At 57.5% G+C, this 25,517-nt stretch carries 24 protein-coding genes and 3 tRNA genes; 13 read left to right on the top strand and 14 right to left on the bottom strand.

What is annotated here, in order from left to right; all coding sequences use genetic code 11:
- Positions 1-12: 12 nt before the first annotated feature.
- Positions 13-408, bottom strand: coding sequence for a YfeC-like transcriptional regulator (locus DW58_RS11070; protein WP_024550045.1), 396 nt, complete (start codon positions 406-408; stop codon positions 13-15).
- A 3-nt stretch (positions 409-411) separates the two neighbouring features.
- On the bottom strand, positions 412-780 hold the full coding sequence (locus tag DW58_RS11065) for a YfeC-like transcriptional regulator (protein WP_024550046.1): 369 nt from the start codon (positions 778-780) through the stop codon (positions 412-414).
- 220 nt (positions 781-1,000) lie between these two features.
- Between DW58_RS11065 and DW58_RS11060 the strand changes: the two genes are divergently transcribed.
- From DW58_RS11060 to DW58_RS11050, 3 genes are all read left to right on the top strand, one after another.
- Positions 1,001-1,076 (top strand) — tRNA-Ala (locus DW58_RS11060).
- Between the two features lie 43 nt (positions 1,077-1,119).
- Positions 1,120-1,195: transfer RNA gene (locus tag DW58_RS11055), tRNA-Ala, on the top strand.
- Positions 1,196-1,398: 203 nt separating this feature from the next.
- Positions 1,399-3,591, top strand: a complete 2,193-nt coding sequence (locus tag DW58_RS11050) for an EAL domain-containing protein (protein ID WP_024550047.1) — start codon at positions 1,399-1,401, stop codon at positions 3,589-3,591.
- A 41-nt stretch (positions 3,592-3,632) separates the two neighbouring features.
- Here DW58_RS11050 and DW58_RS11045 read toward each other — a convergent pair whose 3' ends face one another.
- On the bottom strand, positions 3,633-4,817 hold the full coding sequence (locus tag DW58_RS11045) for a NupC/NupG family nucleoside CNT transporter (protein WP_024550048.1): 1,185 nt from the start codon (positions 4,815-4,817) through the stop codon (positions 3,633-3,635).
- Positions 4,818-5,048: 231 nt separating this feature from the next.
- Between DW58_RS11045 and DW58_RS21650 the strand changes: the two genes are divergently transcribed.
- Together DW58_RS21650 and DW58_RS11040 are read left to right on the top strand one after the other, a co-directional pair.
- Entirely contained in the window at positions 5,049-5,177 is a 129-nt protein-coding gene (locus DW58_RS21650; protein WP_422663645.1) for a hypothetical protein, read from the top strand.
- Positions 5,158-6,396 (top strand): Nramp family divalent metal transporter, encoded by a 1,239-nt coding sequence (locus tag DW58_RS11040; RefSeq protein WP_024550049.1) that lies wholly within the window; start codon positions 5,158-5,160, stop codon positions 6,394-6,396. The genes DW58_RS21650 and DW58_RS11040 overlap by 20 nt, the downstream gene beginning before the upstream one ends.
- Positions 6,397-6,439: 43 nt before the next feature.
- Here DW58_RS11040 and ypeC read toward each other — a convergent pair whose 3' ends face one another.
- Both ypeC and mgrA read right to left on the bottom strand, forming a co-directional pair.
- Positions 6,440-6,775, bottom strand: coding sequence for a DUF2502 domain-containing protein YpeC (gene ypeC, locus DW58_RS11035; RefSeq protein WP_024550050.1), 336 nt, complete (start codon positions 6,773-6,775; stop codon positions 6,440-6,442).
- 136 nt (positions 6,776-6,911) lie between these two features.
- Positions 6,912-7,901: an L-glyceraldehyde 3-phosphate reductase gene (gene mgrA, locus DW58_RS11030; protein WP_024550051.1), complete on the bottom strand. Its 990-nt coding sequence runs from the start codon at positions 7,899-7,901 to the stop codon at positions 6,912-6,914.
- Between the two features lie 391 nt (positions 7,902-8,292).
- Here mgrA and glk point away from each other — a divergent pair, with 391 nt between their 5' ends.
- Positions 8,293-9,258, top strand: coding sequence for a glucokinase (gene glk / locus DW58_RS11025; protein ID WP_024550052.1), 966 nt, complete (start codon positions 8,293-8,295; stop codon positions 9,256-9,258).
- A 52-nt stretch (positions 9,259-9,310) separates the two neighbouring features.
- On the opposite strand, the gene DW58_RS11020 is transcribed toward glk, so the two are convergent.
- From DW58_RS11020 to DW58_RS20925, 3 genes are all read right to left on the bottom strand, one after another.
- Positions 9,311-10,042 (bottom strand): LytR/AlgR family response regulator transcription factor, encoded by a 732-nt coding sequence (locus tag DW58_RS11020; protein WP_024550053.1) that lies wholly within the window; start codon positions 10,040-10,042, stop codon positions 9,311-9,313.
- Positions 10,039-11,745, bottom strand: coding sequence for a sensor histidine kinase (locus DW58_RS11015; RefSeq protein WP_024550054.1), 1,707 nt, complete (start codon positions 11,743-11,745; stop codon positions 10,039-10,041). Before DW58_RS11015 ends, DW58_RS11020 begins: the two co-directional genes overlap by 4 nt.
- Positions 11,746-11,863: 118 nt before the next feature.
- Entirely contained in the window at positions 11,864-12,109 is a 246-nt protein-coding gene (locus DW58_RS20925) for a hypothetical protein (RefSeq protein WP_152525654.1), read from the bottom strand.
- Positions 12,110-12,153: 44 nt separating this feature from the next.
- Here DW58_RS20925 and alaC point away from each other — a divergent pair, with 44 nt between their 5' ends.
- Positions 12,154-13,392 carry an alanine transaminase gene (gene alaC, locus DW58_RS11010; RefSeq protein ID WP_024562561.1) on the top strand — a complete coding sequence of 413 codons (1,239 nt, stop codon included), beginning with the start codon at positions 12,154-12,156 and terminating at the stop codon, positions 13,390-13,392.
- 43 nt (positions 13,393-13,435) lie between these two features.
- On the opposite strand, the gene ypdK is transcribed toward alaC, so the two are convergent.
- The 4 genes from ypdK to DW58_RS10995 all read right to left on the bottom strand — a co-directional run bounded on the left by ypdK (position 13,436) and on the right by DW58_RS10995 (position 16,067).
- Positions 13,436-13,492: a membrane protein YpdK gene (gene ypdK / locus DW58_RS21580; RefSeq protein ID WP_390901340.1), complete on the bottom strand. Its 57-nt coding sequence runs from the start codon at positions 13,490-13,492 to the stop codon at positions 13,436-13,438.
- Between the two features lie 339 nt (positions 13,493-13,831).
- On the bottom strand, positions 13,832-14,800 hold the full coding sequence (gene corA, locus DW58_RS11005; RefSeq protein WP_024547954.1) for a magnesium/cobalt transporter CorA: 969 nt from the start codon (positions 14,798-14,800) through the stop codon (positions 13,832-13,834).
- 165 nt (positions 14,801-14,965) lie between these two features.
- Positions 14,966-15,037: transfer RNA gene (locus DW58_RS11000), tRNA-Arg, on the bottom strand.
- Positions 15,038-15,125: 88 nt separating this feature from the next.
- Positions 15,126-16,067 (bottom strand): formate/nitrite transporter family protein, encoded by a 942-nt coding sequence (locus tag DW58_RS10995; RefSeq protein ID WP_024547955.1) that lies wholly within the window; start codon positions 16,065-16,067, stop codon positions 15,126-15,128.
- A 491-nt stretch (positions 16,068-16,558) separates the two neighbouring features.
- Between DW58_RS10995 and mlaA the strand changes: the two genes are divergently transcribed.
- Complete coding sequence (gene mlaA, locus DW58_RS10990; RefSeq protein ID WP_024547956.1) at positions 16,559-17,311, top strand: phospholipid-binding lipoprotein MlaA; 753 nt, start codon at positions 16,559-16,561, stop codon at positions 17,309-17,311.
- A 76-nt stretch (positions 17,312-17,387) separates the two neighbouring features.
- Here mlaA and fadL read toward each other — a convergent pair whose 3' ends face one another.
- The gene (gene fadL / locus DW58_RS10985; RefSeq protein ID WP_035885542.1) at positions 17,388-18,749 is read right to left on the bottom strand and encodes a long-chain fatty acid transporter FadL; all 1,362 of its coding nucleotides are present in this window, start codon (positions 18,747-18,749) and stop codon (positions 17,388-17,390) included.
- Positions 18,750-19,118: 369 nt separating this feature from the next.
- On the opposite strand from fadL, the gene DW58_RS10980 reads away from it, so the two are divergent.
- The 4 genes from DW58_RS10980 to sixA all read left to right on the top strand — a co-directional run bounded on the left by DW58_RS10980 (position 19,119) and on the right by sixA (position 23,709).
- The gene (locus tag DW58_RS10980) at positions 19,119-19,403 is read left to right on the top strand and encodes a YfcZ/YiiS family protein (RefSeq protein WP_024547958.1); all 285 of its coding nucleotides are present in this window, start codon (positions 19,119-19,121) and stop codon (positions 19,401-19,403) included.
- A gap of 147 nt (positions 19,404-19,550) precedes the next feature.
- Complete coding sequence (fadI, locus tag DW58_RS10975; protein ID WP_024547959.1) at positions 19,551-20,861, top strand: acetyl-CoA C-acyltransferase FadI; 1,311 nt, start codon at positions 19,551-19,553, stop codon at positions 20,859-20,861.
- Positions 20,861-23,014, top strand: coding sequence for a fatty acid oxidation complex subunit alpha FadJ (gene fadJ, locus DW58_RS10970; RefSeq protein ID WP_024547960.1), 2,154 nt, complete (start codon positions 20,861-20,863; stop codon positions 23,012-23,014). Before fadI ends, fadJ begins: the two co-directional genes overlap by 1 nt.
- Positions 23,015-23,220: 206 nt before the next feature.
- Complete coding sequence (gene sixA, locus DW58_RS10965) at positions 23,221-23,709, top strand: phosphohistidine phosphatase SixA (protein ID WP_024547961.1); 489 nt, start codon at positions 23,221-23,223, stop codon at positions 23,707-23,709.
- A gap of 107 nt (positions 23,710-23,816) precedes the next feature.
- Here sixA and smrB read toward each other — a convergent pair whose 3' ends face one another.
- Positions 23,817-24,368, bottom strand: a complete 552-nt coding sequence (gene smrB, locus DW58_RS10960) for an endonuclease SmrB (RefSeq protein ID WP_024547962.1) — start codon at positions 24,366-24,368, stop codon at positions 23,817-23,819.
- A 168-nt stretch (positions 24,369-24,536) separates the two neighbouring features.
- Here smrB and prmB point away from each other — a divergent pair, with 168 nt between their 5' ends.
- Positions 24,537-25,469: a 50S ribosomal protein L3 N(5)-glutamine methyltransferase gene (gene prmB, locus DW58_RS10955; protein ID WP_024547963.1), complete on the top strand. Its 933-nt coding sequence runs from the start codon at positions 24,537-24,539 to the stop codon at positions 25,467-25,469.
- Positions 25,470-25,517: the final 48 nt, after the last annotated feature.

Raw genomic sequence — 25,517 nt, 5'->3', positions numbered from 1 at the left:
CGGAGGCTTTTTTTATTCGCTTTCATCATTGATTCCCAGCCGTCGCAGCAGGCCCGTCACGCCTTCGCGCACCAGCAGGGCCGCGAGACGCTGTTGTTCAGCGTCAGACATGGTGCGAACCGCATCGGTCATCTGCCGCTCGATGCTCTCCTGCCCGCTGGTATAAATCGCCATCGGCTCTTCGGCACGGTTCAGCTCCGGGTAGCGTTTACGCATCAGGCTGGTGTTGAGTACGTAATGCCGCACCCGCTCGTCAATGACAACGGTGTGCGCTTTGCCACCTTTCACGCCTTTAATTTTCCGGGTTTTCCAGCCCTGGGCGTGGATCCACTTATTGATGGTCTGCACGCTGTAGCCGGTTAAATCGGCGAGCTCACGCGGGGTCATCTGCGGTTTTAACATTATCATAGGCTAATCGCTGTTGCGGATCCCAAGACGGCGCAGCACGCCATCTATCCCTTCCCTGAGCAGTAGCGAGACAAAGTGCTTCTGCTCGTGTTCCGTCATCTCTTTAAGCGAGCTGAAAATCAGGCGCTCGGCAGGTGTTTCGGCCAGCACCGCCCGGGTGAGCGTGAGCATGGCGTCATCACTCTGGCGTCCGGCGCTCGCCAGAAACGCACGCACCTGCTGGTCAACGTGGATCAGGCGCGCTTTACCGCCCTGAACACCCGGCTTTGGTGAGGTATCCCAACCCTGTTTACGAACCCATTTATTAATGGTCTGGCGGCTGAACCCCGTTTCCTGCGCCAGCTCTTCCGGCGTCATCCTGTCCTTGAGCATATAATTTCCTGAAATAGCGTAAGGGTATTACGGGTTCATTTTATAACATCATTTTACGTGAAAATGTTACAGCGGTGGGTTTTCCACACGGTGGCGGGGCTAAGGATGCGAAAACGCTGGCTTTTTCAGCATTTGATTCGCGATGATGAATTTGGCGTTGACACTCAGAGGCGGAATTCTTATTATGCCGCCCGTTAACACGTTACGGTGTGTACGCGACGGGGCTATAGCTCAGCTGGGAGAGCGCCTGCATGGCATGCAGGAGGTCAGCGGTTCGATCCCGCTTAGCTCCACCAAATCTTCATCCCACAAGATTTGGTGCGTAATAAAACGTTTCGTGGGGCTATAGCTCAGCTGGGAGAGCGCCTGCATGGCATGCAGGAGGTCAGCGGTTCGATCCCGCTTAGCTCCACCACCATTCGAAACCCTCGCTGAAAAGCGGGGGTTTTTTGATTTCTTTCATGCCTCTTTTTTTATCAACAATGTGTAAACATTTAACCGATTCTTATTTCTTTGCCGCCTTTAGCTCAACGTTTATCGTAAACTTGCTTCGTACATAAAATAAACATACTATGCCCGCCGTTATTTCCGGCGGTATAGATCGAACTATTAACGATAATGATAAGCAAATATTACACCTCCCTGAAAGCCAATCTGATTGCTTTCATGTTATGTGCGATCTTTTTACCGTTCGCCCGCCTGATTGCCCCGCGTGCGATTATCGAAGGGCAGGCGCTTTATCTCGCGTGGCTGCCGTTAAGCGTCATGATGGCGCTAATGCTTCTTTTTGGACGCCGGGCGATAATCGGAATAGTTATCACTCTTGCGCTGGTGAATTATAATGCGTGGCAGCTCTCACTGGTGCAAAACGCAGTACTGGTTGCCTGCCAGGCGCTGCCGGTATTCCTCTGCTGCGCTGTGGTGCGTCTGGTTCTGGGAACACGCTGGCGCGTTGGGTTACCGAATAAATGGATGGGCGTGCGGATCTTCTGGCTGGGCTTCATGGCGCCGGGCATTATGAAGCTGACGATGGTGCTGGCGGGGCGCTGGGTAACGTTTCCGCAGGAAATCGCCTCCTATTTCGTATCGGACTCGGTACTGTTTCGTATTGTCGATACCCTGAGTCTTATCGTCGCATCGATGATATTTTCCATGACGTTTTATTTTACGCTGCGCATGATATTAACGCCGCGTTATGCCAGAACATTATGGCGAGCCTGTATTGTTCCTTGTTTTTCCCGTAAAAAAAGAGCATTTGTAATAGGGTGGTTAATTACCCTCAGCGCATTGTTAATTTTGCTCTGCTCACCCCACCATGCCAAGTTATTCAGCGGTTATCTGGTTCCGAGTATTTTTGTCGTGTTTACCCTCGGCATCCGCCGATTGGGGCACCGGTTAATCATTGTTTGCTGGGCTATTTCAGCCTGGCTGCTGTTAAACTGGAACCATAATTTTTTGCACGGCATGAAGAGTGAATACTCGCTGTCGTTTGTGCTCTCGGTATTTATCTCCTTTACTATCTGCATGCTTTATATGGCCACCATTTTTCGGCGCAGCGAATGGGTGAAACGCCTGTGGCAGGAGCAGGCGCTGACCGATCCGCTCACCCAGTTGCCCAATCTGCGTGCTCTGGAGCGCAGCCTGATCCAGAGCCAGACGCCGTGGTTGTGCTGCCTGCGCATGAACAATCTGGAATTTCTGAGCCGCCATTACGGGATGATGATGCGCGTGCACTGCAAGGTCACCATTAACCAACTGCTCCAGCCGTGGCTACAGGAAGGAGAATGCGTGTTTCAGTTGCCGGGTAACGAGCTGCTGATCAGCCTGACCGGCCCGGCGCCCGAAGCGCGGCTGTCGCACATCGTTGACCTGCTCAACAGTCAGAAGATTTGCTGGAACAACAACTGGCTGGAGATTGAATTCAGCGCCGCCTGGGCGGTAGCCGATACCGATGTTGCCAGCCTTCAGCCGATGCTGGGCCAGCTGAGCTATCTGGCGGAACAGGCCTCTGCCGGCGACCGGGTGCTGTCGCTTAATGCCCGCCAGGCGGTGGTGACCGGCCAGACCAGCGGGCAGGTGCTGATGCTGCAGAAGGTGAAGCGCGCGCTGGATGAAGGGAGTGTGATGCTCTACGCCCAGCCCATTGTCGATGCGGGCGGCCAGGGCTATCACGAAATACTGTCCCGGCTGGTCTGCGATGGGGAAATGCTGACGCCGGATCGCTTTATTCCGATCATTGCCCAGTTCAACCTCAGCGACCGCTTCGATCTGCTGGTGGTCGAAACCATGCTGGCCTGGCTACAGGCGCATCCCCATACCGGCAGCGGGGCGCGTTTTTCGGTAAACCTGATGCCGTTTACCCTGATGCGTAAAGACACCGCCCAGCACATCATCACGCTGTTCCGGCGTTACGCCGTGCCGATTGCCCATGTCATCGTGGAGATTACCGAAGAGCAGGCGTTCTCCCACTCTGAAACGAGCATCCAGAACATCACGGTGCTGCGCGAGGCGGGATTCAAAATCGCGATTGATGATTTCGGCACCGGGTATGCCAACTACGAACGGCTGAAGCGTTTGCAGGCCAATATCATCAAGATTGATGGCTGCTTTGTGAAGGATATTCTGACCGATTCGATGGACGCCATGATTGTGAAATCCATCTGCGAGATGGCGCGGGTGAAATCCCTGTGCGTGGTGGCGGAGTATGTCGAAACCGCAGCGCAGCGCGACCTGCTGCTAAGCCTCGGGGTGAATTATCTTCAGGGCTGGTATACCGGGAAACCACAGCCGCTGATGGAATTGCGCCCATAAAAAAACCGGAGCCGAGGCTCCGGTTTTTTATCTGGCGAAACTTAGAGTACCAGCGCGGCAATTGACGCGGAGAGCACGCTCACCAGCGTAGAGCCGTAAACCAGCTTCAGACCAAAGCGTGATACCACGTTGCCCTGTTCTTCGTTCAGGCCTTTAATCGCGCCTGCAATAATCCCGATGGACGAGAAGTTAGCGAAGGAAACCAGGAACACGGAGAGAATGCCTTCCGCACGCGGCGTCAGCGTACCGGCAATCTTCTGCAGATCCATCATCGCAACGAATTCGTTAGAGACCAGTTTGGTTGCCATGATGCTGCCAACCTGCAGCGCTTCGTGCGCCGGCACACCCATCACCCAGGCAACCGGATAGAAGATATACCCGAGGATACCCTGGAAGGAGATACCCAGCACCGCGGCGAACAGCGCGTTCAGGCCGGAGATGAGGGCGATAAAACCAATCAGCATCGCGGCAACGATAATGGCCACTTTAAAACCGGCCAGAATGTATTCGCCGAGCATTTCAAAGAAGCTCTGACCTTCATGCAGGTTAGCCATCTGCAGGTCTTCTTCATTTTCAACGCGGTACGGGTTGATAATGGAGAGCACGATGAAGGTGCTGAACATGTTCAGGATCAGCGCCGCCACCACATATTGCGGCTTCAGCATGGTCATGTATGCGCCGACGATGGACATCGACACGGTAGACATCGCGGTAGCCGCCATGGTGTACATGCGGTTGCGCGACATTTTGCCGAGAATGTCTTTATAGGCGATGAAGTTTTCTGACTGTCCCAGAATCAGTGAGCTTACCGCGTTGAAGGATTCCAGTTTACCCATACCGTTCACTTTAGAGAGAACCGTACCGATAGCCCGGATAACAATTGGCAGCACGCGAATATGCTGCAAAATACCAATCAACGCTGAAATGAACACGATGGGGCAGAGTACTTTCAGGAAGAAGAATGCCAGTCCCTGGTCGTTCATATTGCCAAACACAAAGTTCGTCCCTTCGTTCGCGAAACCTAACAGTTTCTCGAACATATCGGCGAAGCCTTTTACAAAGCCCAGACCGACGTTAGAGTTAAGGAAGAACCACGCGAGCAGAACTTCAATGACTAACAGCAGGCCAATATAAGGTATACGAATTTTCTTGCGGTCAGTGCTGACCAGCAAGGCAAGCAGCGCAACAACGGCGAGCGCCAGAATAAAATGCAGAACGCGGGACATGTGTGCTCCGAATATGAGGCAGGTTAAGTTTCGGTGCACATTCTATGCAACAAGGATGAATAAAACGAGATCAAATGCACACTATAGTAATGACGTGTGACGTGACTCAAAAATAGTGATCTGTCATACATTTCGCCGATGTTAAGTAAAGAAGTGAAAAGTTAAATCGCTGTGCTACACTTTTCATTACGTACCGTGGGTAACGGGCGTCTTTTCATACTCCTGCCTTCCATGTTTCCGGCTATCAGAACCATTCGTAAAATCGCGATTAATGATCTTGATAATCATTCGCATTTTGATAGCATGAAACATAGCAAAGGCTATATCTCTGAGGCAGAGCATGACGAACAGTCGCGTTGATTCAAGCAGTGGGCGTGCAGCGCGCAAAATGCGGCTTGCCCTGATGGGACCGGCATTTATCGCCGCGATTGGCTATATCGATCCGGGTAATTTCGCCACCAACATCCAGGCCGGGGCGGCCTTTGGCTACCAGCTCCTGTGGGTAGTGGTCTGGGCAAACCTGATGGCGATGCTGATTCAGGTGCTCTCCGCCAAGCTGGGCATTGCCACCGGCACCAACCTCGCCGAACAGATCCGCGATCGCTATCCGCGCCCGGTGGTGTGGTTTTACTGGATACAGGCGGAGATCATCGCCATGGCGACCGATCTGGCTGAATTTATCGGTGCGGCTATCGGCTTCAAGCTGATCCTTGGCGTTTCCCTGTTGCAGGGCGCGATCCTGACCGGTATCGCCACCTTCCTGATCCTGATGCTGCAAAGCCGCGGTCAGAAACCGCTGGAGCGGGTGATTGGCGGCCTGCTGCTGTTTGTCGCCGCCGCCTATATCGTTGAACTGATCTTTTCTCAGCCGGCGCTGGCGCCGTTGGGTAAAGGGATGCTGATCCCAAGCCTGCCGAACACCGAAGCGGTTTACCTTGCCGCCGGGGTGCTGGGTGCGACCATTATGCCGCACGTTATTTACCTGCACTCCTCCCTGACCCAGAACCAGCACGACGGCAACCGCAAGGAGCGCTACAGCGCCACCAAATGGGACGTGGCGATTGCCATGACCATTGCCGGCTTCGTTAACCTGGCGATGATGGCGACCGCCGCCGCCGCGTTCCACTTTAGCGGTCATACCGGCGTGGCGGATCTGGATGAAGCCTACCTGACGCTGGAGCCGCTGCTGAGCCATGCCGCCGCCACCATCTTCGGGTTAAGTCTGGTCGCCGCGGGTCTCTCCTCTACCGTGGTGGGAACCCTGGCAGGGCAGGTGGTGATGCAGGGGTTTGTGCGTTTCTACATTCCGCTGTGGGTGCGTCGGTCAATCACCATGGCGCCGTCGTTTATCGTTATTCTGATGGGCCTCGATCCAACCCGAATTCTGGTGATGAGCCAGGTGCTGTTGAGCTTCGGTATCGCATTGGCCCTGATCCCGCTGCTGATTTTTACCAGCGACAAAACGCTGATGGGCGATCTGGTGAACACTACGCTGGTGCGCCGCACCGGCTGGCTGATTGTGGTGCTGGTGGTGGCGCTGAATCTCTGGCTGCTGGTGGGTACCGTGATGGGGCTGTAGCCGTAGCCAATAAAAAAGGGAGCCGCGGCTCCCTTTTTTGTTATCAGTGGTGATGGCCATGCCCGTGACCGCGTCGTCCCGGTCCGCGATGGTCATCGCGGTCGCGCCAGCCTTCACGGTAGCCGCGCTCGTAGGCGTTACGTTTGTCCCAGCCGCGATGCAGGCCATTGTCGTGGCGATGCCAGCGGTTTTTGCGCCATTCATAGTTATGATGCCAGTAATCCCGGTCGCGCCAGCGGCCACCGTCCCAGTAGTTACCGTAGTTGTCGCGATCGCCAATTTGTAATTTTATCGATGGCAACAGGGTGATTTCGCCCGCGTTGGCAACCATTGGTGTGGCGACCAGAAGCGCTGCTGCAAGAATCAGTGACCTGAACATACTTTTTCTCCTCACGATCGTGGCCCCAGAGGCCTTATGAGAAGAATGGTACGTAGCTGTAAAGCCCCTGAGCATTGCTTTTACTCTGAATCAGGGGCGATAACGGCAAATTTAAGGTTAATCCTAAATGAGCCGCCTACCCGAGAATAGCGTCTATCGCCTGGCACTCCTCAGGCGTGAACTGGCGATGTTGCAGCATTGCCACCGCATCATCGATTTGCGCGGTTTTGCTGGCGCCAATCAGCACCGAGGTCACCTTGTCGTCGCGCAGTACCCAGGCCAGCGCCATCTGCGACAGCTTCTGCCCGCGCTGCGCCGCGATAGCGTTCAGCTTGCGCACCTTCTCGAGCTTCTCGTCGGTAATCTGCTCCGGGTTGAGAAAACGGCTGTCGCTCGCCGCACGGGAGTCGGGCGGAATACCGTTGAGATAGCGGTCGGTAAGCTGCCCGCCCGCCAGCGGCGAAAAGGCGATGCTGCCCACGCCTTTCTCCTGCAACACGTCGAGCAGGCTCTCTTCCACCCAACGCTCAAACATAGAGTATTTCGGCTGATGGATAAGGCAGGGCGTACCCAGCTGGTTCAGGATGTCGATGGCCTCGGCGGCGCGCGCGGTGGGGTAGTTGGACAGGCCCACGTACAGCGCTTTCCCCTGGCGTACCACATGGTCCAGCGCCCGCATGGTTTCTTCAAGCGGCGTGTCCGGATCCGGGCGGTGGTGGTAGAAAATATCCACGTACTCCACGCCCATGCGCTTCAGGCTCTGGTCGAGGCTGGAAATCAGATACTTGCGTGAACCCCAGTCGCCGTAGGGGCCGTCCCACATGGTGTAGCCCGCTTTGGTGGAGAGGATCAGCTCGTCGCGCCAGCCGCTGAAATCCTCTTTCAGAATGCGACCGAAGTTGCTTTCGGCGGAGCCGGGCGGTGGCCCGTAGTTATTGGCGAGATCGAAATGGGTGATGCCAAGATCAAACGCCCGGCGCAGCAGCTGGCGGCTGTTCTCGACCAGCGTCGCATCGCCAAAGTTGTGCCACAGCCCCAGAGAAATCGCGGGCAGCTTCAGGCCGCTGCGCCCGCAGCGGCGGTATTCCATGTTCTGATAACGTGATGCATCTGGCTGATAGCCCATCGGACGGCCCCTCATCAATCAACAATAAGTGTATGCGGTTACATTGCCTCTTACCCAGCGACACCCTACGCGTTCCTGGCCTTCAGTGGCGTTTCAGCGCTGATTTCTTTGAATCGGATCACATCCCGGCGCAGGCAGAAACGGCGCAAGCGTGGTAGCGCTTTCAAAGCATGGCATATCCCGATGGTGTGGATAAGCAGAAGATTCCGCTTGCCGGCGCGTGATGCCTCTGACCTGATGGTCAGGTGGGGTAAAAGGACTGAAAAGCCGGGGCTTTCTGTGATTTGCTTCAATAATACCGGCGGCCTTATGCTATGGTCATTGTTGTTCGCGCCCCTTGAAATTACAGTGTGGCGGGGACTTATTCTGAATTTAGCGGAGCAGTTGAATAATGACAAAATATGCTTTGGTGGGTGATGTGGGTGGGACCAACGCCCGTCTGGCGCTTTGTGATGTCGCGACCGGGGAAATTTCACACGAGAAGACCTGGTCCGGGCTGGATTACCCGTCTCTGGAAGCGGTGGTACGCGTTTACCTCGCCGAGCAAAACGTGGTGGTGACCGATGGCTGTATCGCCATTGCCTGCCCCATCACCGGTGACTGGGTAGCGATGACCAATCACACCTGGGCATTCTCCATTGCCGAAATGAAAGCCAACCTTGGCTTTGACCATCTCGAAATCATCAACGACTTCACCGCCGTCTCAATGGCCATCCCGATGCTGAACCGCGATCACCTGATCCAGTTTGGCGGGACGGAGCCTGTCGAAGGCAAACCGATTGCCGTTTACGGCGCCGGCACTGGGCTGGGCGTCGCGCATCTGGTGCATGTTGCTCAGCGCTGGGTGAGCCTGCCGGGCGAGGGCGGCCACGTGGATTTCGCCCCGAACAGCGAAGAAGAGGGCATTATCCTCGAAGAGCTGCGCGCCGAGCTGGGCCACGTTTCTGCCGAGCGCGTGCTGTCAGGCCCTGGGCTGGTGAACCTCTACCGCGCGATCGTTAAGTCTGACGGACGCCTGCCGGAAAACCTGCAGCCGAAAGAGATCACCACCCGCGCCCTGGCGGATAGCTGCATCGACTGCCGCCGCGCGCTGTCGCTGTTCTGCGTCATCATGGGACGCTTCGGCGGTAACCTGGCGCTGAACCTTGGCACCTTTGGCGGCGTCTACATCGCGGGTGGCATTGTGCCGCGCTTCCTCGACTTCTTTACCTCGTCGGGTTTCCGCGGCGGGTTCGAAGACAAAGGGCGCTTCCGCAGCTACGTGCAGGACATCCCGGTCTATCTGATTGTGCATGAGAACCCGGGGCTGCTGGGCGCCGGCGCGCATCTGCGTCAGACGCTGGGGCAGATTCTGTAAGCACCAGGCCGTAAACAAAAAGGGCGCCGACGGGCGCCTTTTTTATTGCGCGCTACAGGCGCATCAGCTGGCGAAACTCTTTCACTTTGCTGCGGCTGACCGGCACCTGAAACTCCAGGTCGCGCAGGCGGAGAATATAGGTGTTGTTGAACCAGGGTTCGATCTCGCGGATTTTACTCAGGTTCACACAGTACGAGCGGTGGCAGCGGAAGAAGTGCGCCTCGGGCAGCCGGCTGCAAAACTCGGTGATGTTCATCGGCATCACATAGGCTTCTTTACGCGTATACACGAAGGTCATCTTCTCATGCGCTTCGGCGTAGTAGATGTCGTTGATATCGGTAACGATAATGCGCTCATCTTTGATCAAATTGATGGTGGCGCTTTCACGGTTTACCGGCGCGGCGCTCTGGGGCTGATGCTGCTGTTGCGCCGCGGCCTCCAGCTTTTGCAGCATCGTGATGATGCGCGACTCCTGGTAGGGTTTGAGGATGTAGTCGAACGCCTCCAGCTCGAAGGCTTCCACCGCATGTTCCTTCCAGGCGGTGATAAACACGATGAAGGGTTTATGCGCGAACTGGCTGATGTTTTGCGCCAGCAGCACCCCGTCGAGAGAGGGAATATTGATATCCAGGAAGATGGCGTCCACCTTGTTGTGCTGCAAAAATTTCAGCACGTCCAGCCCGTCTTCAAAAACCCCGACGATCTCCATCTGGCTGTGGGTCTTAATCAGCCAGCTCAGCTCCTGCTGAGCCAGCACTTCATCTTCGACGATGATGACTTTCATGCTCTCTCCTCGGGCCATGGGGCGGGCGTCTGCTGCGGTGGGGCGGTATTCGGAACGTAAAACGCTATCTCGGTGCCCGGCTCCAGGCGACGGATATGCAGCCCTTCGCCATACAGCAGCTTGACGCGGTGATGCACGTTGAGCAGGCCAATTTTATTGCCCGGCATCTCGTTGGCCTCCACGCGCTCAATCACCTGCGGGTCGATGCCGTGTCCGGTATCGCGCACCGCAATCCGAACCCGGTTACCCACCTCGGCCACGCTTATCGTGACCACGCCTTTACCCTTGCGCGGCTGTATACCGTGCACGATGGCGTTCTCCACCAGCGGCTGAATCAGCAGGCTCGGCACCAGGCAACTTACCTCTTCATCGATGTCATAGATCACCGTCAGCTTATCGCCGAAGCGCGCCTGCTCGATAGCGATGTAGTCTTTGATCTGGTACAGCTCGCGCTTGATGTCGATCTGCTCGTCATCTTTTAGCTCGATGTTGTAGCGCAGGTAGCGCGACAGGTTGTAAATCAGCTGGCGCGCGGTGTCCGGATTCAGGCGTATTGAAGAGGAGATTGCGTTCAGGGCGTTAAACAGGAAATGCGGATTGATTTTGCTCTGCAGCGCCCGCAGTTCCGCCTTGTTTGCCATCTCGCGCAGCTGCTCGGCGCGCGACACCTCCAGCTGGGTGGAGATAATCTGCGACAGCCCCACCGCCATCTCCTGTAGCGAGGAGGTGATCTGGTGCGCATGGCAGTAGTAAATCTTCAGCGTGCCGGTGACTTCCCCTTTTTCCCACAGCGGGATCACAATCATCGAGTGGATCTCCGGCGTGCGGTGCGCCTCGTCGTTATTCTTGATGATGATTTTCCCGTAGCGGATCGCCTGCACGGTGGTGGGACTCAGGGAGTCGTTGCCCTGCCGGTAGTTCGCTTCGCCAACGCCCACGTAGGCCAGCACCCGCTCGTTATTGGTGATGGCAACGGCGTCGGCGTTAATATCGCGGCGGATGATGTCGCACACCTGGCGCAGCGACGCGGTATTCACTTTGCGGAACAGCGGCAGGGTTTTGTTGGCGATGTCGAGAGCCAGTTTCGCCTGCCGCGCGGCGATTGCCTCTTTTTCGCCCTCGACGCTCTGCACCAGCAGCACGATAAAACCGATCGACACGGTGCCGAGGATCATCGGAATGCCGATTTTCGACACGATATCCAGCCCCAGCGACACGGACGGTGCCCAGGCCACCACCAGGATCATGGTCAGGGTTTCGCACAGCATCCCGCCGAGGATCCCGGCGCGCCAGCGCTGCGCTTTAGGCACTTTGACGTGGATCCACCCGGCGATGAAACCGGCGGTGATGCTGGTAATCAGGCAGGGAATCGAGGTAATGCCGCCGATATCAATCAGGTAGCGATGCACCCCGGCAATAACCCCGGTAATCGCCCCGACCCAGGGGCCAAACAGAATGCCGCCCGCCATCACCGCGATGATACGCACGTTCACCAGCGAGCCTTCGACGTGGACCCCGGACCAGGTGCTGAACAGTGCGAACATCGAGAAGATGGCGGTGACGGCCAACAGCTCCTTCGGCGTATGCGCATTTTTATGCAGCAGCTCGCGGAACAGGCGAATACGGATCAGGAAAAACAGGCAGATAAGCATCAGCGCGGCGCGGTCGAACACGGCCAGCAGCATGTCAAAAATTTCGTGCACGGGGTATCCAGAGCAGACGGCGAAAGAGGCATGATAGAAAACCTGGCCGGGAATGACCAGCGCTGCGCATGTTGGTTCCCGGCATCGGGCGTGCAGGCCTAACCCGGAAAACCTTTTTTTAAAAAGGGGTTTTGCAGGCTGTAACATCTCCCGGCGACGACGCCAGGTCTTCAGCGGCCTGTGTCATGACCTCGGGTAGCGGGAATGTTAGCCCGCGGTTGCAGGCAAACAGCGCAAATTTCCGCTTATTATTTTCCCGGAAAAAGCGTTCCCCTTTTAACCTCAGTGAAAAATATTTCTGTTTTCCTCTCGACAGCAGAAAATTTTTCAGGCTATTTTCTCTACAGGCCACGTCAGTGGTCACGTCGCTCGGACGGTCCGGGCGCTTACGTAATCTGAGAGGAAATCATGGCTGACTCCAGTCACATCCGTCGTTTTTCGCGTATCGATCGTCTTCCCCCCTATGTTTTTAATATCACCTCTGAACTGAAAATGGCGGCGCGTCGGCGCGGCGAAGATATTATCGATTTCAGCATGGGTAACCCTGACGGCGCGACGCCGCCGCACATCGTCGAAAAGCTCTGCACCGTAGCGCAGCGCCCCGATACCCACGGCTACTCCACCTCGCGCGGCATTCCCCGCCTGCGCCGCGCCATTTCGCGCTGGTACAAAGACCGCTATCAGGTGGATATCGACCCGGAAAGCGAAGCGATTGTTACCATCGGCTCGAAAGAGGGGCTGGCGCACCTGATGCTCGCCACGCTCGACCACGGCGACACCGTGCTGGTGCCGAACCCAAGCTACCCGATCCACATTTACGGTGCCGTGATTGCCGGCGCCCAGGTCCGTTCCGTACCGCTGGTGGAAGGGGTCGATTTCTTTAACGAGCTGGAGCGGGCAATCCGCGAGAGCTACCCGAAGCCGAAAATGATGATCCTCGGTTTCCCGTCTAATCCGACCTCGCAGTGCGTGGAGCTGGAGTTCTTCGAAAAAGTGGTGGCCCTCGCCAAACGCTACGACGTGCTGGTGGTGCATGACCTGGCCTACGCCGATATCGTCTACGACGGCTGGAAAGCGCCGTCGATCATGGAAGTCCCCGGCGCGCGTGACGTGGCGGTAGAGTTCTTTACCCTGTCGAAAAGCTACAACATGGCGGGTTGGCGCATCGGCTTTATGGTGGGCAACCAGCAGCTGGTCAGCGCCCTGGCGCGAATCAAGAGCTATCACGATTACGGCACCTTCACGCCGTTACAGGTTGCGGCCATCGCCGCGCTGGAAGGCGACCAGCAGTGCGTGCGCGATATCGCCGAGCAGTACAAACGCCGCCGCGACGTGCTGGTGAAAGGGCTGCATGAAGCGGGCTGGATGGTGGAGTGCCCGAAAGCCTCCATGTACGTGTGGGCGAAAATCCCCGAGGCCTATGCCGCTATGGGTTCGCTGGAGTTTGCCAAGAAGCTGCTTCAGGATGCAAAGGTGTGCGTGTCGCCGGGCATCGGTTTTGGCGACTACGGAGATACCCACGTGCGCTTTGCGCTGATTGAGAACCGGGACCGTATACGCCAGGCGATAAGAGGCATCAAAGCGATGTTTCGCGCGGATGGATTACTGACGAAAGAGAGCGGCGGGCAGCCGGAAGGTACAGCGTAATAATGAAGAAAGGAGCCGACAGGCTCCTTTTTTAATGGGGTGCTCAGATCATCAGGGCGAAAGTACCGGCCCAAAGCAGAACGATCACCGATACGCCCATAAAGAAATATTTCACGTTACATCGCTCCGCATGCATAAGCATGCATAAATTAGTCACGCAAGGAACCAGTATAGAGAGGCAAAACCGCCGTCGAGAAAATTTGGGATAAATCCCCCATCACGACCGGCCGCTTCGCCGACATTCTGCGGCGAACGAACCCGCCTGCGGACGCTAATGTAATCCTTTATTTTGGGGTTAACAAGCGGCGGCGGGGCGGGACAATCAAAAATATTTTTTCACCCGATGTGGTAACGCACCGGGCGTAAATAGCGCCAGAAATAAGGGACTTAGCGTGGCTATATCGTGATGGTTAAGTGCATGAAAACGCGCGCAAAGTGATTACAGCCAGCCCGAGCGTTTGAGCTTCCAGTACAGCAGCCAGCACACCGCGAACGTCCCGCCGATTGCCAATGGATAGCCATATGCGGAGTTCAGCTCCGGCATATTCTCGAAGTTCATGCCGTACATGCTGAACACCACCGTCGGCACGACCAGGATCGCCCCCCAGCCCGCCAGCTTTTTCACCACTTCGTTTTGCTGCACCGTCACCAGCGCCAGGTTGACGTGCATCGCGCTGGTCAGCATCTCGCGCATGTCTTCGGTGTCCATCACCACATGGTGGGCGTGGTCCTGCACGTCGCGCAGGTAAGGGCGCAGCGCTTTCGGGATAATGTCCTCGTGCAGCCGGATCAGCTGATTACAGATCTCATCCACCGGCAGGGCGGCATTGCGCAGCGACAGTAGATGGCGCCGTAGGGTATAGACGTTCTGCACTTCATTCCGATCGAACTCGCTGCAGAACATATTGCCCTCCAGTTCGTTGATGCGGATAGACAGCGAGGCGGTGATCTCCAGATAGTTATCGACGATGAAGTCGAGCAGGCAGTAGAGCGCGTACCCCGCGCCGTGCTCCAGCATCTCCGGGCGCTCTTCGGCGCGGGTACGAATAGGGGCGTAGCTCTCCGACGCACCGTGCCGGACGCTGATCAGGAAGTTTTTCCCGACAAACAGGTGGGTTTCGCCGAATTCGATATTGTTGTTGTCATCCATCCACGCGGTTTTCACCACGATAAAGGTTGATTCGCCGTACTGCTCGATTTTTGGACGCTGGTGGGCGGTGAGGGCATCCTCAATCGCCAGCTCATGCAGGCCGAACTCCTGCTGAATCTTCTGCATAAAGGGCTCATCGGGCTGCCATAGCCCCAGCCAGATAAAGGCATCCGGCTCCTGTACCGCGTCGCTGATGTCATCGATATCAATGGTCCGCGCCGCCTGTCCAGGCCGATAAACCCGACTGTTTACAATCATTTCTCGCTTCCTGCCGCTGTCTCGTTTAACGGTAACTATAACGCGCTTTGGCGGCGTTTCAGTATTGAGCGGGCGAATTCGGGGGATTCCGGACGAGGCTGGGCTGCGTGTCGGAGAGATGAGGAAGAGAGGGAAAAGATAACTATAGGGAAGGGTGCTGATATGTGTCCCCTGCAGGAATCGAACCTGCAACTAGCCCTTAGGAGGGGCTCGTTATATCCATTTAACTAAGGGGACAACGCGGCCGCTAGTATACCTTTTTTTCACTACGCGTTAAGCGCAACGCGGCCCGTTTGCTCAAAGCATCGCCAGAATGGGCAATTATTTATTCGCCGCTCCCGGCCTGCTCGCGGCGTTTGCGCGCCTCTTTCTCCTTCGCTTTTGCCTCGGCCTTACGCGCGTTGATCATGTCGTTGCGGATCTGCGCATGGCTCAGCAGAGCGAAAATAAAGGTACCGCCGCAGATGTTACCAGCCAGCGTCGGCAGGGCGAACGGCCAGATAAACTCGCTCCAGTGCAGATTGCCGTTAAACACCAGATAGAAGATCTCCACCGCACCCACTACGATGTGGGTGGTGTCGGCCAGGGCAATAAGCCAGGTCATCAGAATGATTACCCAGATTTTCGCCGCACCGGCGGAAGGGAACATCCACACCATGGTGGCGATAATCCACCCGGAGATGATGGCGTTGGCGAACATCTCCAGCGGTGTGTTTTCCATCACGTCCATACCGATCTTCACAAACGCGTCACGGGTGGGTTCGTCGAAGATGGGCATGTACTCGAATGCCCAGGCGGCGATAGCGGTACCAATCAGGTTACCCAGCAGCACCACGCCCCATAGCCGTCCCAGCAGCAGCATGTTGGCCCCGGTCGGGTTCTGCATTACCGGCAGTACCGCGGTCACGGTGTTTTCGGTAAACAGCTGCTGACGTGCCATGATGACGATGATAAACCCGAAGGTGTAACCGAGGTTCTCAATCAGAAAGCTGCCCGGCACCCCTTCGAGGTTGACGTGAAACAGCCCCTTTGCCAGCAGCGATGCGCCCATCGACAGCCCGGCGGCAATGGCAGACCAGAGCAGCGCCATGGCGTCGCGCTCCATCTCTTTTTCGCCGTCCTGACGAATATGCTCGTGGATGGCCATCGCCCGCGAGGGGAGACGCTCCTCATCCACTTCAATCTCTTCCCCGCTCTCTTTTTCCTGACTCTCTACTTCCAGTTCGTCGCTGGAATTATCGATTTTATCTTCTGTGAGTTTGTCCATGCTGTTCCCCGGTTTGCGAATTGCTCCGAAATAAGCGTAGCGCGTCGCGGCCATAAGGCGCGGATTTGCGGGGCAATTCAGACAATTTTCTTGTTGTCGTGCGCCGGGTGGTGCGGCATTGCAACAAACTGCGGCTATGCTCAATAGAGTTCGCAACAGGGCCGATAATCGCCCTCAGGCAAAGCGAACGCCGCGGACGTGCTGTTTTCCCCAGGCCCGAGAGCCGAAACCGGGATAGACAATCGTGAACTGGCTGTTAAAATCACGTCACGCCAGCGGCGGAAAAACCTTGCTCATGAATCAGATAGCCGGGGTTATACGCCGCGGACGGCACGCAGTGTCAATGGTGCTAATAACAACGCCTCCGGGTTATATCCGCTATCGCTTACGCGCATTCATCTCTTTCGCGCCCACGCGCCCGCCTGGTCTGTCAGGCAAGAGCCGACGCTCTCTGGCCTGAAGCGATAGTTATCATTTACAGGGAGACCGCTATGAAATTTCGCCTGACCGGGCTTGCGCTTGCCAGCACGCTGCTTATCGGCTGTGCCAGCTCGCCGGATAACCAGGGACGTTCAGACCCCCTCGAAGGGTTCAACCGCACGATGTACAGCTTCAACTACGATGTGCTTGATCCATACGTGGTGCGTCCTGTCGCCGTCGCCTGGCGCGACTACGTGCCGCAGCCGGCGCGCAACGGCCTGAGCAACTTCACCAGCAACCTCGAAGAGCCGGCCTCCATGGTCAACTACTTCCTGCGCGGCGACCCGTATCAGGGGATGGTGCACTTCACCCGTTTCTTCCTGAACACCTTGTTGGGGATGGGCGGCTTCATTGATGTCGCAGGCATGGCGAACCCGAAACTGCAGCGCGTTGAGCCGCACCGCTTCGGCAGCACCCTCGGCCACTACGGCGTCGGTTACGGCCCTTACGTGCAGCTTCCGTTCTACGGCAGCTTTACCCTGCGTGAAGATGGCGGCGATATGGCGGATACGCTCTATCCGGTGCTCTCCTGGTTGACCTGGCCACTGTCGGTGGGCAAATGGACGGTAGAGGGGCTGGAAACCCGCGCCCAGCTGCTGGACTCCGACGGTCTGCTGCGTCAGTCCTCCGACCCGTATATTCTGGTGCGTGAAGCCTATTTCCAGCGCCACGACTTTATCGCCAGCGGCGGTAAGCTCCAGCCGAACGAGAACCCGAACGCGCAGGCGATCGAAGGCGACTTAAAAGATATCGATTCAGAGTAACCGCGGGCGGCGCCCCGGATAGTCAGCCAATAAAAAAGGTGAGCCGAAGCTCACCTTTTTTTATGCTGCGCGCTTATCAGAACGCGTAGTTAAAGTTTGCACCGTACAGCCAGGCTTTACCTTCAGATTTGAAGGTGTAAGGGCCTTCTTCGATGGTCACTTTCTGGCCGTGCATGTAGGAGACGCCCACGTCCACCGACGCATTGTCGTTAAACGCATAGGTGGTACCGGCGCTCAGCCACAGACGGTCCTGATCCGGAATAGAGATGGAACGTTTATCTGCCGGAACCGGGCTGTCATCAAACGCGATGCCGCCGCGGAAGGTCCAGTTCTTATCCATATAGTAGGTGGTACCCAGCGCGATACGGTACGCGTCGCGGAAACCTTCTTCTTTATAGAACAGGGTCTGGTTGCCGCTGCCTTTGGCCTTCAGCTCCTGGAACTGGCTCCAGCTGGTGTAGGTCAGGCTGTAGTGCACCGCCCACTGCGGGTCTACGCGGTTATAACCGGAGATTTCCCACATTTCAGGCAGGTTGAGCGTCAGGGAGCCATCGACGGTGTTGCCGTTGGTGCCGTATGGCAGGCCTAAACCAGCGGCAGCGTTGATAGGGTTGATCGCGGCAGGCAGCGAGCTTCTATAGTCGCCGTCGAAGTCTACTTTCACTTCTGAGCGATAGGTAAAGCCGTAGCGGTTATCTTTGTCGATTTCATACAGGATACCCGCGTTCCAGCCGAAGCCCCACTCGTCGCCCTTGAGGCGCGCAATCTGGGTGTCGCCACCGATGCCACCTGCGGCCTGACCCACGCCAGCCGCCTGCGCAGGCGTTAACTGGCCGGACTGCACCAGGGCCGGAACGCCACCGGCGATAATCTGCGGCAGATCGCCTGCGTAACGCTCGATCTTCGCCCGGGCGTATACCGCATCGAAACCGAGGCCGAAGCTCCAGCTGTTGTTCAGACGGTAGGCACCGCTCAGGTTAAGATTAAGGGTTTCGAGGTCGGTTTTACCCGCCATCGACCCGCCGGCGTAGTTGTTGTTGAACTCGGTCGCCAGACCGTAGTTGGAGGTCACGGAGGCGCCCCAACCAAACTGTTCGTTGATAGGCGCCACGAAATGGAGATTCGGCACCCAGGCGGTTGGCGCAATGTTATCGGCACCCAGGCTGGCGCCGGTTGGCGAGGTACCGGAAATATCAACGTCCGGATCAACGAAGATCGCGCCGCCGGAGAACGTCGGGCGGTCGAACATCGTAATTAGCGCGGGGTTGCGGCTTACGTTGCCGGCGTCATCTGCAATGGCGCCTTCCCCGGAATAGGCACGGCCAAGGCCCGAGGAAGAAAATTCGTTCAGCTGGAAACCTGCTGACCAGACGTTAGTCGAAACGATTGCCACTGCGACTGCGAGTACAGATTTCACAAACCGGGTTTTCTGGCTCATGACCATGACCTCATACATTATTTTTATGTAAGTATGTTACGTGACGTAACAGGAGCGCGAGAGTGTAGGGTCTGAGGTACTGCTGAGAAATCAGACCAGTGGCGAGAGTATAGGTCTGACCAGATAGGATGTTGCAAGTATGTTTATAAGTTTTTGCAAGTATGATCTTATAAACGGGATCTGTCTGGCAAAATTGCCGCCGCTTTGTTTCATACCCCAACGCGATTTTTGCGTTAGATCATTTTTAATTGTGATATCTGTCACTTGAAAGCGATACGGGCATTCTCGACTGGAGCCTGTTTCGGGCCGGGCGTAAAATAGATCGCAGTTTGTTTATGCACTCCGGTGCCCACTTCAGAGGAAATCACGATGAGCAAAAACAGTGCTGATGAAACTCCGGTCTGCTGCTGTATCGATGTCGGTACCATCATGGATAACACCGATTGCACCGCCTCTTACAGCCGCGTATTTGCTACCCGCGCTGAAGCCGACGAGACGCTGGCCGCGCTGACCGCGAAGGCGCGTGACGTTGAGTCCGAGCCGTGCCAGATCGTTCCGCGCTACACCGACGAAAACGGCGGCGTGCGCCTGGACATCGATTTCATCTTCGCCTGCCAGGCGGAGACCATGATCTTCCAGCTCGGCCTGCGTTAATCCCTCCGCGCCCCGTTTACCGGGGCGCAACTGTGTCATCCCTCTCACTTTTCTGCTTCCCCGGTTGGCTGGATGTAAACTTCTGGTTAAAACTGTTATCAGGTCAGACCACTTTTTTACATTAAAAAAATTTCACAGGGGAGCGTTATGAGTCAGGCATTACCGCTGGTTGCCCGCGAGGGTGGTCGCATTGCCATCGTCAGTGGTTTACGCACGCCTTTCGCCCGTCAGGCGACGGCATTTCACGGCGTTCCCGCCGTCGATCTCGGCAAAATGGTGGTCGGCGAGCTGCTGGCCCGCAGCGAAATCCCGCCGGAGGTCATTGAGCAACTGGTGTTCGGCCAGGTGGTGCAGATGCCTGAAGCGCCCAATATTGCGCGGGAAATCGTGCTCGGCACCGGCATGAACGTGCATACCGACGCCTACAGCGTGAGCCGCGCCTGCGCCACCAGTTTCCAGGCGGTAGCTAACGTGGCGGAAAGCCTGATGGCCGGAACCATTCGCGCCGGGATTGCCGGCGGGGCGGACTCCTCCTCGGTACTGCCTATTGGCGTCAGCAAAACCCTGGCGCGCACCCTGGTGGACGCCAACAAAGCACGTTCGATGGGGCAGCGCCTGAAGCTGTTCTCGCGCCTGCGTCTGAAAGATCTGCTTCCGGTCCCGCCGGCGGTCGCGGAGTACTCCACCGGCCTGCGCATGGGCGATACCGCCGAGCAGATGGCGAAAAGCCACGGCATCAGCCGGGAAGCCCAGGATGCGCTGGCGCATCGCTCGCACCAGCTGGCGGCTCAGGCATGGCGCGAGGGGAAACTGGCCCAGGAAGTGATGACCACTTACGTTCCGCCGTACCGCGACCCCCTTAGTCAGGACAACAACATTCGTGAATCTGCGAGCCTCGCGGATTATGCAAAGCTGCGCCCGGCGTTTGACCGCAAGCACGGCACGGTGACAGCGGCCAACAGCACGCCTCTCACCGACGGTGCCGCCGCGGTGATACTGATGACCGAATCCCGCGCCCGCGAGCTGGGTCTGGTTCCGCTTGGCTATCTGCGCAGCTACGCCTTTACCGCCGTTGACGTCTGGCAGGACATGCTGCTCGGGCCGGCCTGGGCGACGCCGCTGGCGCTGGATCGCGCCGGATTGACGCTCGCCGATCTTACGCTGTTCGATATGCACGAAGCCTTTGCGGCACAAACGCTATCGAACCTGAAGATGCTCGCCAGCGATCGCTTCGCCCGCGAGGTGTTGGGCCGCGCGCAGGCGACGGGCGAGGTGGATGACAGCATCTTTAACGTCTCCGGCGGCTCTATCGCCTATGGACACCCGTTTGCCGCGACCGGCGCGCGCATGATTACCCAGACGCTGCACGAGCTAAAACGCCGCGGCGGCGGCTTCGGGCTGGTTACCGCCTGTGCGGCGGGTGGGCTGGGTGCGGCGATGGTTCTGGAGGCTGAATAATGGAACAGTTAACCGCATTCTCTCTGACGATTCGTTCGGACAACATCGCCGTGGTGACCATTGATGTGCCGGGGGAGAAGATGAACACCCTCAAGGCGGCGTTTGCCACCGAGGTGCGCGCCATTCTGAAACAGATACTGGCGCATAAGCAGCTGGAGGGCGTGGTGTTTATCTCCGGCAAGCCCGACAACTTTATCGCCGGGGCCGACATCAATATGATCGCCGGATGCCGCAGCGCGCAGGAAGCCGAAGCGCTGGCGCGTCAGGGGCAGCAGATCATGGGTGATATCCGCGCTCTTACAATTCCGGTGGTTGCCGCGATTCACGGCCCCTGCCTTGGCGGCGGGCTGGAGCTGGCGCTGGCCTGTCACCGCCGGGTCTGCACAGACGACCGGCGTACCCAGCTCGGCCTGCCTGAAGTGCAGCTCGGGCTGCTGCCCGGTTCGGGGGGCACGCAGCGCCTGCCACGACTTGTCGGGGTCAGCACCGCGCTGGAGATGATGCTCACCGCGAAAAGCCTGCGTCCGCGTCAGGCGCTGAAAGCGGGGCTGGTGGATGATGTGGTGCCGCAGTCGATTTTGCTCGACACCGCCGTGGCGCTGGCGAAGAAGGGGCGCAGCACCGCGCGCCGTTTGCCGATGCGCGAGCGCGTGCTGGCCGGGCCGCTGGGGCGCACCCTGCTGTTTAACACCGTCGAAAAACGCACCCTGGCGAAAACCCAGGGCAACTATCCGGCGGCCACCCGCATTCTGGATGTGGTACGCATTGGGCTGACCCAGGGCATGCAGAGCGGCCTGGCGGCCGAGGCGCAGGCGTTCGGCGAGCTGGCGATGACGCCGCAGTCGGCTGCGCTGCGCGGTATTTTCTTCGCCACCACCGAGCTTAAGAAAGAGCACGGCAGTAGCGCGTCCCCCGGTGCGCTGCGCGAGATCGGTATCCTCGGCGGTGGGTTGATGGGTGGCGGCATCGCCTACGTTACCGCGGTGAAAGGCGGCCTACCGGTGCGCATCAAGGACATCAACACAAAAGGCATCAATCACGCCCTGAAATACAGCTGGGATCTGCTGGATAAAAAAGTGCGCCGCCGCCATATCACGGCGCAGGAGCGGGCCCGCGATATGGCGCGCATCTCCGGCACTACCGACTACAGCGGATTCCGGCAGCGCGACGTGGTGATCGAAGCGGTGTTTGAGGATCTGGCCCTCAAGCAGCAGATGGTTGCCGAGGTGGAGCAGCACGCCGGAGCGCACACGATTTTCGCCTCAAATACCTCGTCATTGCCTATCGCAGATATCGCCGCCGGGGCACTACGCCCTGGGCAGGTAGTGGGATTACACTACTTCAGCCCGGTGGACAAAATGCCGCTGGTGGAGGTGATTCCACATGCGGGCACCACCCCGGAAACCGTGGCGACCACCGTCGCGCTGGCGAAGAAGCAGGGCAAAACACCGATTGTGGTGAGCGACGTGCCGGGCTTCTACGTCAACCGTATTCTCGCGCCCTATATTAACGAAGCCATGCGCTGCCTGATGGAAGGCGAGCGTATTGAGGCCATCGACCAGGCGCTGCTGCGGTTTGGTTTCCCGGTGGGGCCGATTCAGCTGCTGGATGAAGTGGGTATCGACGTCGGCACAAAGATTATTCCGGTGCTGGAACAGGCGTACGGGAACCGATTCAGCGCGCCGGAAGGGGCGGTGGCGGCCATCCTTAAGGACGATCGCAAAGGTCGAAAAAATGGCCGTGGCTTCTATCTTTACCCGGCGAAAGGGCGTACAAGCAAGAAGCAGGTCGACCCTGCGATATATCCTTTAATCGGCGTCACGCCGGGGCAGCACCTTGCGCCTGAAGCGATTGCGCAGCGCTGCGTGATGATGATGCTTAATGAAGCGGCACGCTGCTATGACGAGGGCGTTATCCGCTCAGCGCGCGATGGCGATATCGGCGCGGTATTTGGTATTGGTTTTCCGCCGTTCCTGGGCGGCCCGTTCCGCTATATGGATAGTCTCGGCGCGGGTGAAGTTGTCGCCATTCTGCAACGTCTGGCAACCACGCACGGTGAGCGATTTACACCCTGCGAGGCATTGTTGCGCATGGCCCTGGAGCAGCAGACATTCTGGCCGCAGGCGGGTTCGAACGAACCGCAGACGGTCTGACAAAGGGTGTTCCGGTATTGAGAAGGGTTCGGCTGGGTGGTCAATTAATAAACGGCAATTGACTATACTTACAGCATTAAGGTAAAAAACAGCGTTCCATTTGATGTACGGATAAGGCACAATGCCCGACCGCCGAATTTCCCGCACAAAAAATGTCCCTTTGTGCGCGAACGCGCGGCGATTCTGGTCAACAAAAGCGGTGCAATATGCAAGTTTTTATTATGCGTCATGGCGACGCGGCACTCGATGCTGCAAGCGATGCGGTTCGTCCTCTCACTCACTGTGGCTGCGACGAGTCCCGACAGATGGCGACCTGGTTAAAAGGTCAGAAAGTGGATATCGACCGTGTTCTGGTGAGCCCTTTCCTGCGTGCTGAACAGACGCTGGGCGTGGTAAGCGAGGTGATGAACCTGCCGACGAAAGTCGACGTTCTGCCTGAGCTGACCCCCTGCGGCGATGTAAGCCAGGTAGGCGCTTACCTGCACATGCTGGCAGATGAAGGCGTGAAGTCCGCGCTGGTGATCTCCCACCTGCCGCTGGTCGGCTATCTGGTTTCTGAACTCTGCCCTGGCGAAACGCCGCCGATGTTTACCACGTCGGCCATCGCCAATGTGACGCTGGACGCGCACAGCCAGGCCGGGGTCTTTAACTGGCAGATGAGTCCCTGCAATTTGAAAATGGCGAAAGCGATCTAACCGCGTAGCCCAACCCTGCTAACAAGAGCCGCTGATGCGGCTCTTTTCGTTTCTGGCGAGGCGTGTTCAGCTGGTGCGGACCCTCGCGTAACGCCGCGTTACCGTCATCACGGCAATTCAGGCGGCTGCCACTCCTCGACTTCAATCAGCACCAGCACAGCGGCATCACCGCCGTACTCTTTCGGCGCCTGATGAAACGCCATCACGTGCGGATGCTGGGCCAGCCACAGCGGCGTTTGCTGCTTCAGAATATGTTTGCCGTGACCGTGCATCACGCAGGCGCAGTAGACATGCTCGCGGCGGCAGGCGGCAATTAGCGCGCCCAGCTCCTGCTTGGCCTGCATCTGCGTCAGCCCGTGCAGATCCAAAAACAGCTCGGGAGAGTAGTCGCCCCGGCGCAGTTTTTTCAGCTCAAAGTGGCTTACCCCGTCCCGCACGTAGCGCGTCGGCCCGTCGCTGTTGAGCAGCGGCTGAAACTCGTCTGAGAAGTAGTGGCTGGCGTCGGCCTGCTCCTGAATCAGCCTTTTTTCCGGCACCTCTGAGGCCTTTTTACGGGCAGGGCGATGCACGATGGTATCGTGGGTGATCTTCCTTGTGCCGCGCATCAGCTCACGGAACAGCGCCTGATCCTCCTCATTCAGCGATGGTTTTTTCTTCATTTTTGCATTTTCCTGTCAGGCTCATGCCGGCAGTTTACCTGACGATGCCGTCGGCGCTAAATAAAACGCGCCTTTTCACCGCCGTACGCCACCGCCAGTGCTGATTTATCGCGGCCTTCATGGCAAACTACCCGCCGAGTAAAAGCGGAGCGTGCCTGGGGAGGGCCAGTGGATAAAATTTTCGTCGATGAAGCAGTCAATGAGCTGCACACCATTCAGGATATGCTGCGCTGGGCGGTGAGCCGTTTTAGCGCTGCCGGTATCTGGTATGGCCATGGCACCGATAACCCGTGGGATGAGGCGGTCCAGCTGGTGCTGCCTACGCTCTGGCTGCCGCTGGATATCCCTGAGGAGATGCGCAACGCGCGCCTGACCTCCAGCGAACGGCACCGCATCGTTGAGCGCGTGATTCGCCGCGTCAACGAACGCATTCCGGTGGCCTATCTCACCAACAAAGCCTGGTTCTGCGGTCACGAATTCTACGTTGACGAGCGCGTGCTGGTGCCGCGTTCGCCGATTGGTGAGCTTATCAACAACCACTTCGCGGGGCTTATCGACCATGCGCCGCAGCACATTCTGGACATGTGTACCGGCAGTGGCTGCATCGCCATTGCCTGCGCCTATGCCTTTCCGGAAGCCGAAGTGGACGCGGTGGACATCTCCAGCGACGCGCTGGCGGTCACCGAGCACAATATCGAAGAGCACGGCCTGCTGAATCACGTCACGCCGATCCGTTCTGACCTGTTCCGGGATCTGCCGAAAGTGCAGTACGACATCATCGTCACCAACCCGCCGTATGTGGACGCGGACGATATGTCCGACCTGCCGGGCGAGTACCGCCACGAGCCGGAGCTGGGCCTTGCCGCCGGCAGCGACGGCCTCAAGCTGGCGCGCCGCATCCTCGCCTGTGCCCCGGACTACCTGACCGAAAACGGTATTCTGGTGTGCGAAGTGGGGAACAGCATGGTACACATGATGGAGCAGTATCCTGACGTGCCGTTCACCTGGCTTGAGTTCGATAACGGCGGTGACGGCGTGTTTATGCTGACCCGCGACCAGCTCATCGCCGCGCGCGAGCACTTCAGCATCTACAAAGATTAAAATAAGAACTCCGGCGGGCCGCGGCCCGCTTCACTACTCCTTGAAAAC

The sequence above is a fragment of the Siccibacter turicensis LMG 23730 genome, assembly GCF_000463155.2.
GTDB lineage: Bacteria > Pseudomonadota > Gammaproteobacteria > Enterobacterales > Enterobacteriaceae > Siccibacter > Siccibacter turicensis.
Note: the sequence above shows the minus strand (reverse complement) of the source record. Positions and strands in the feature narration are given on the sequence as shown.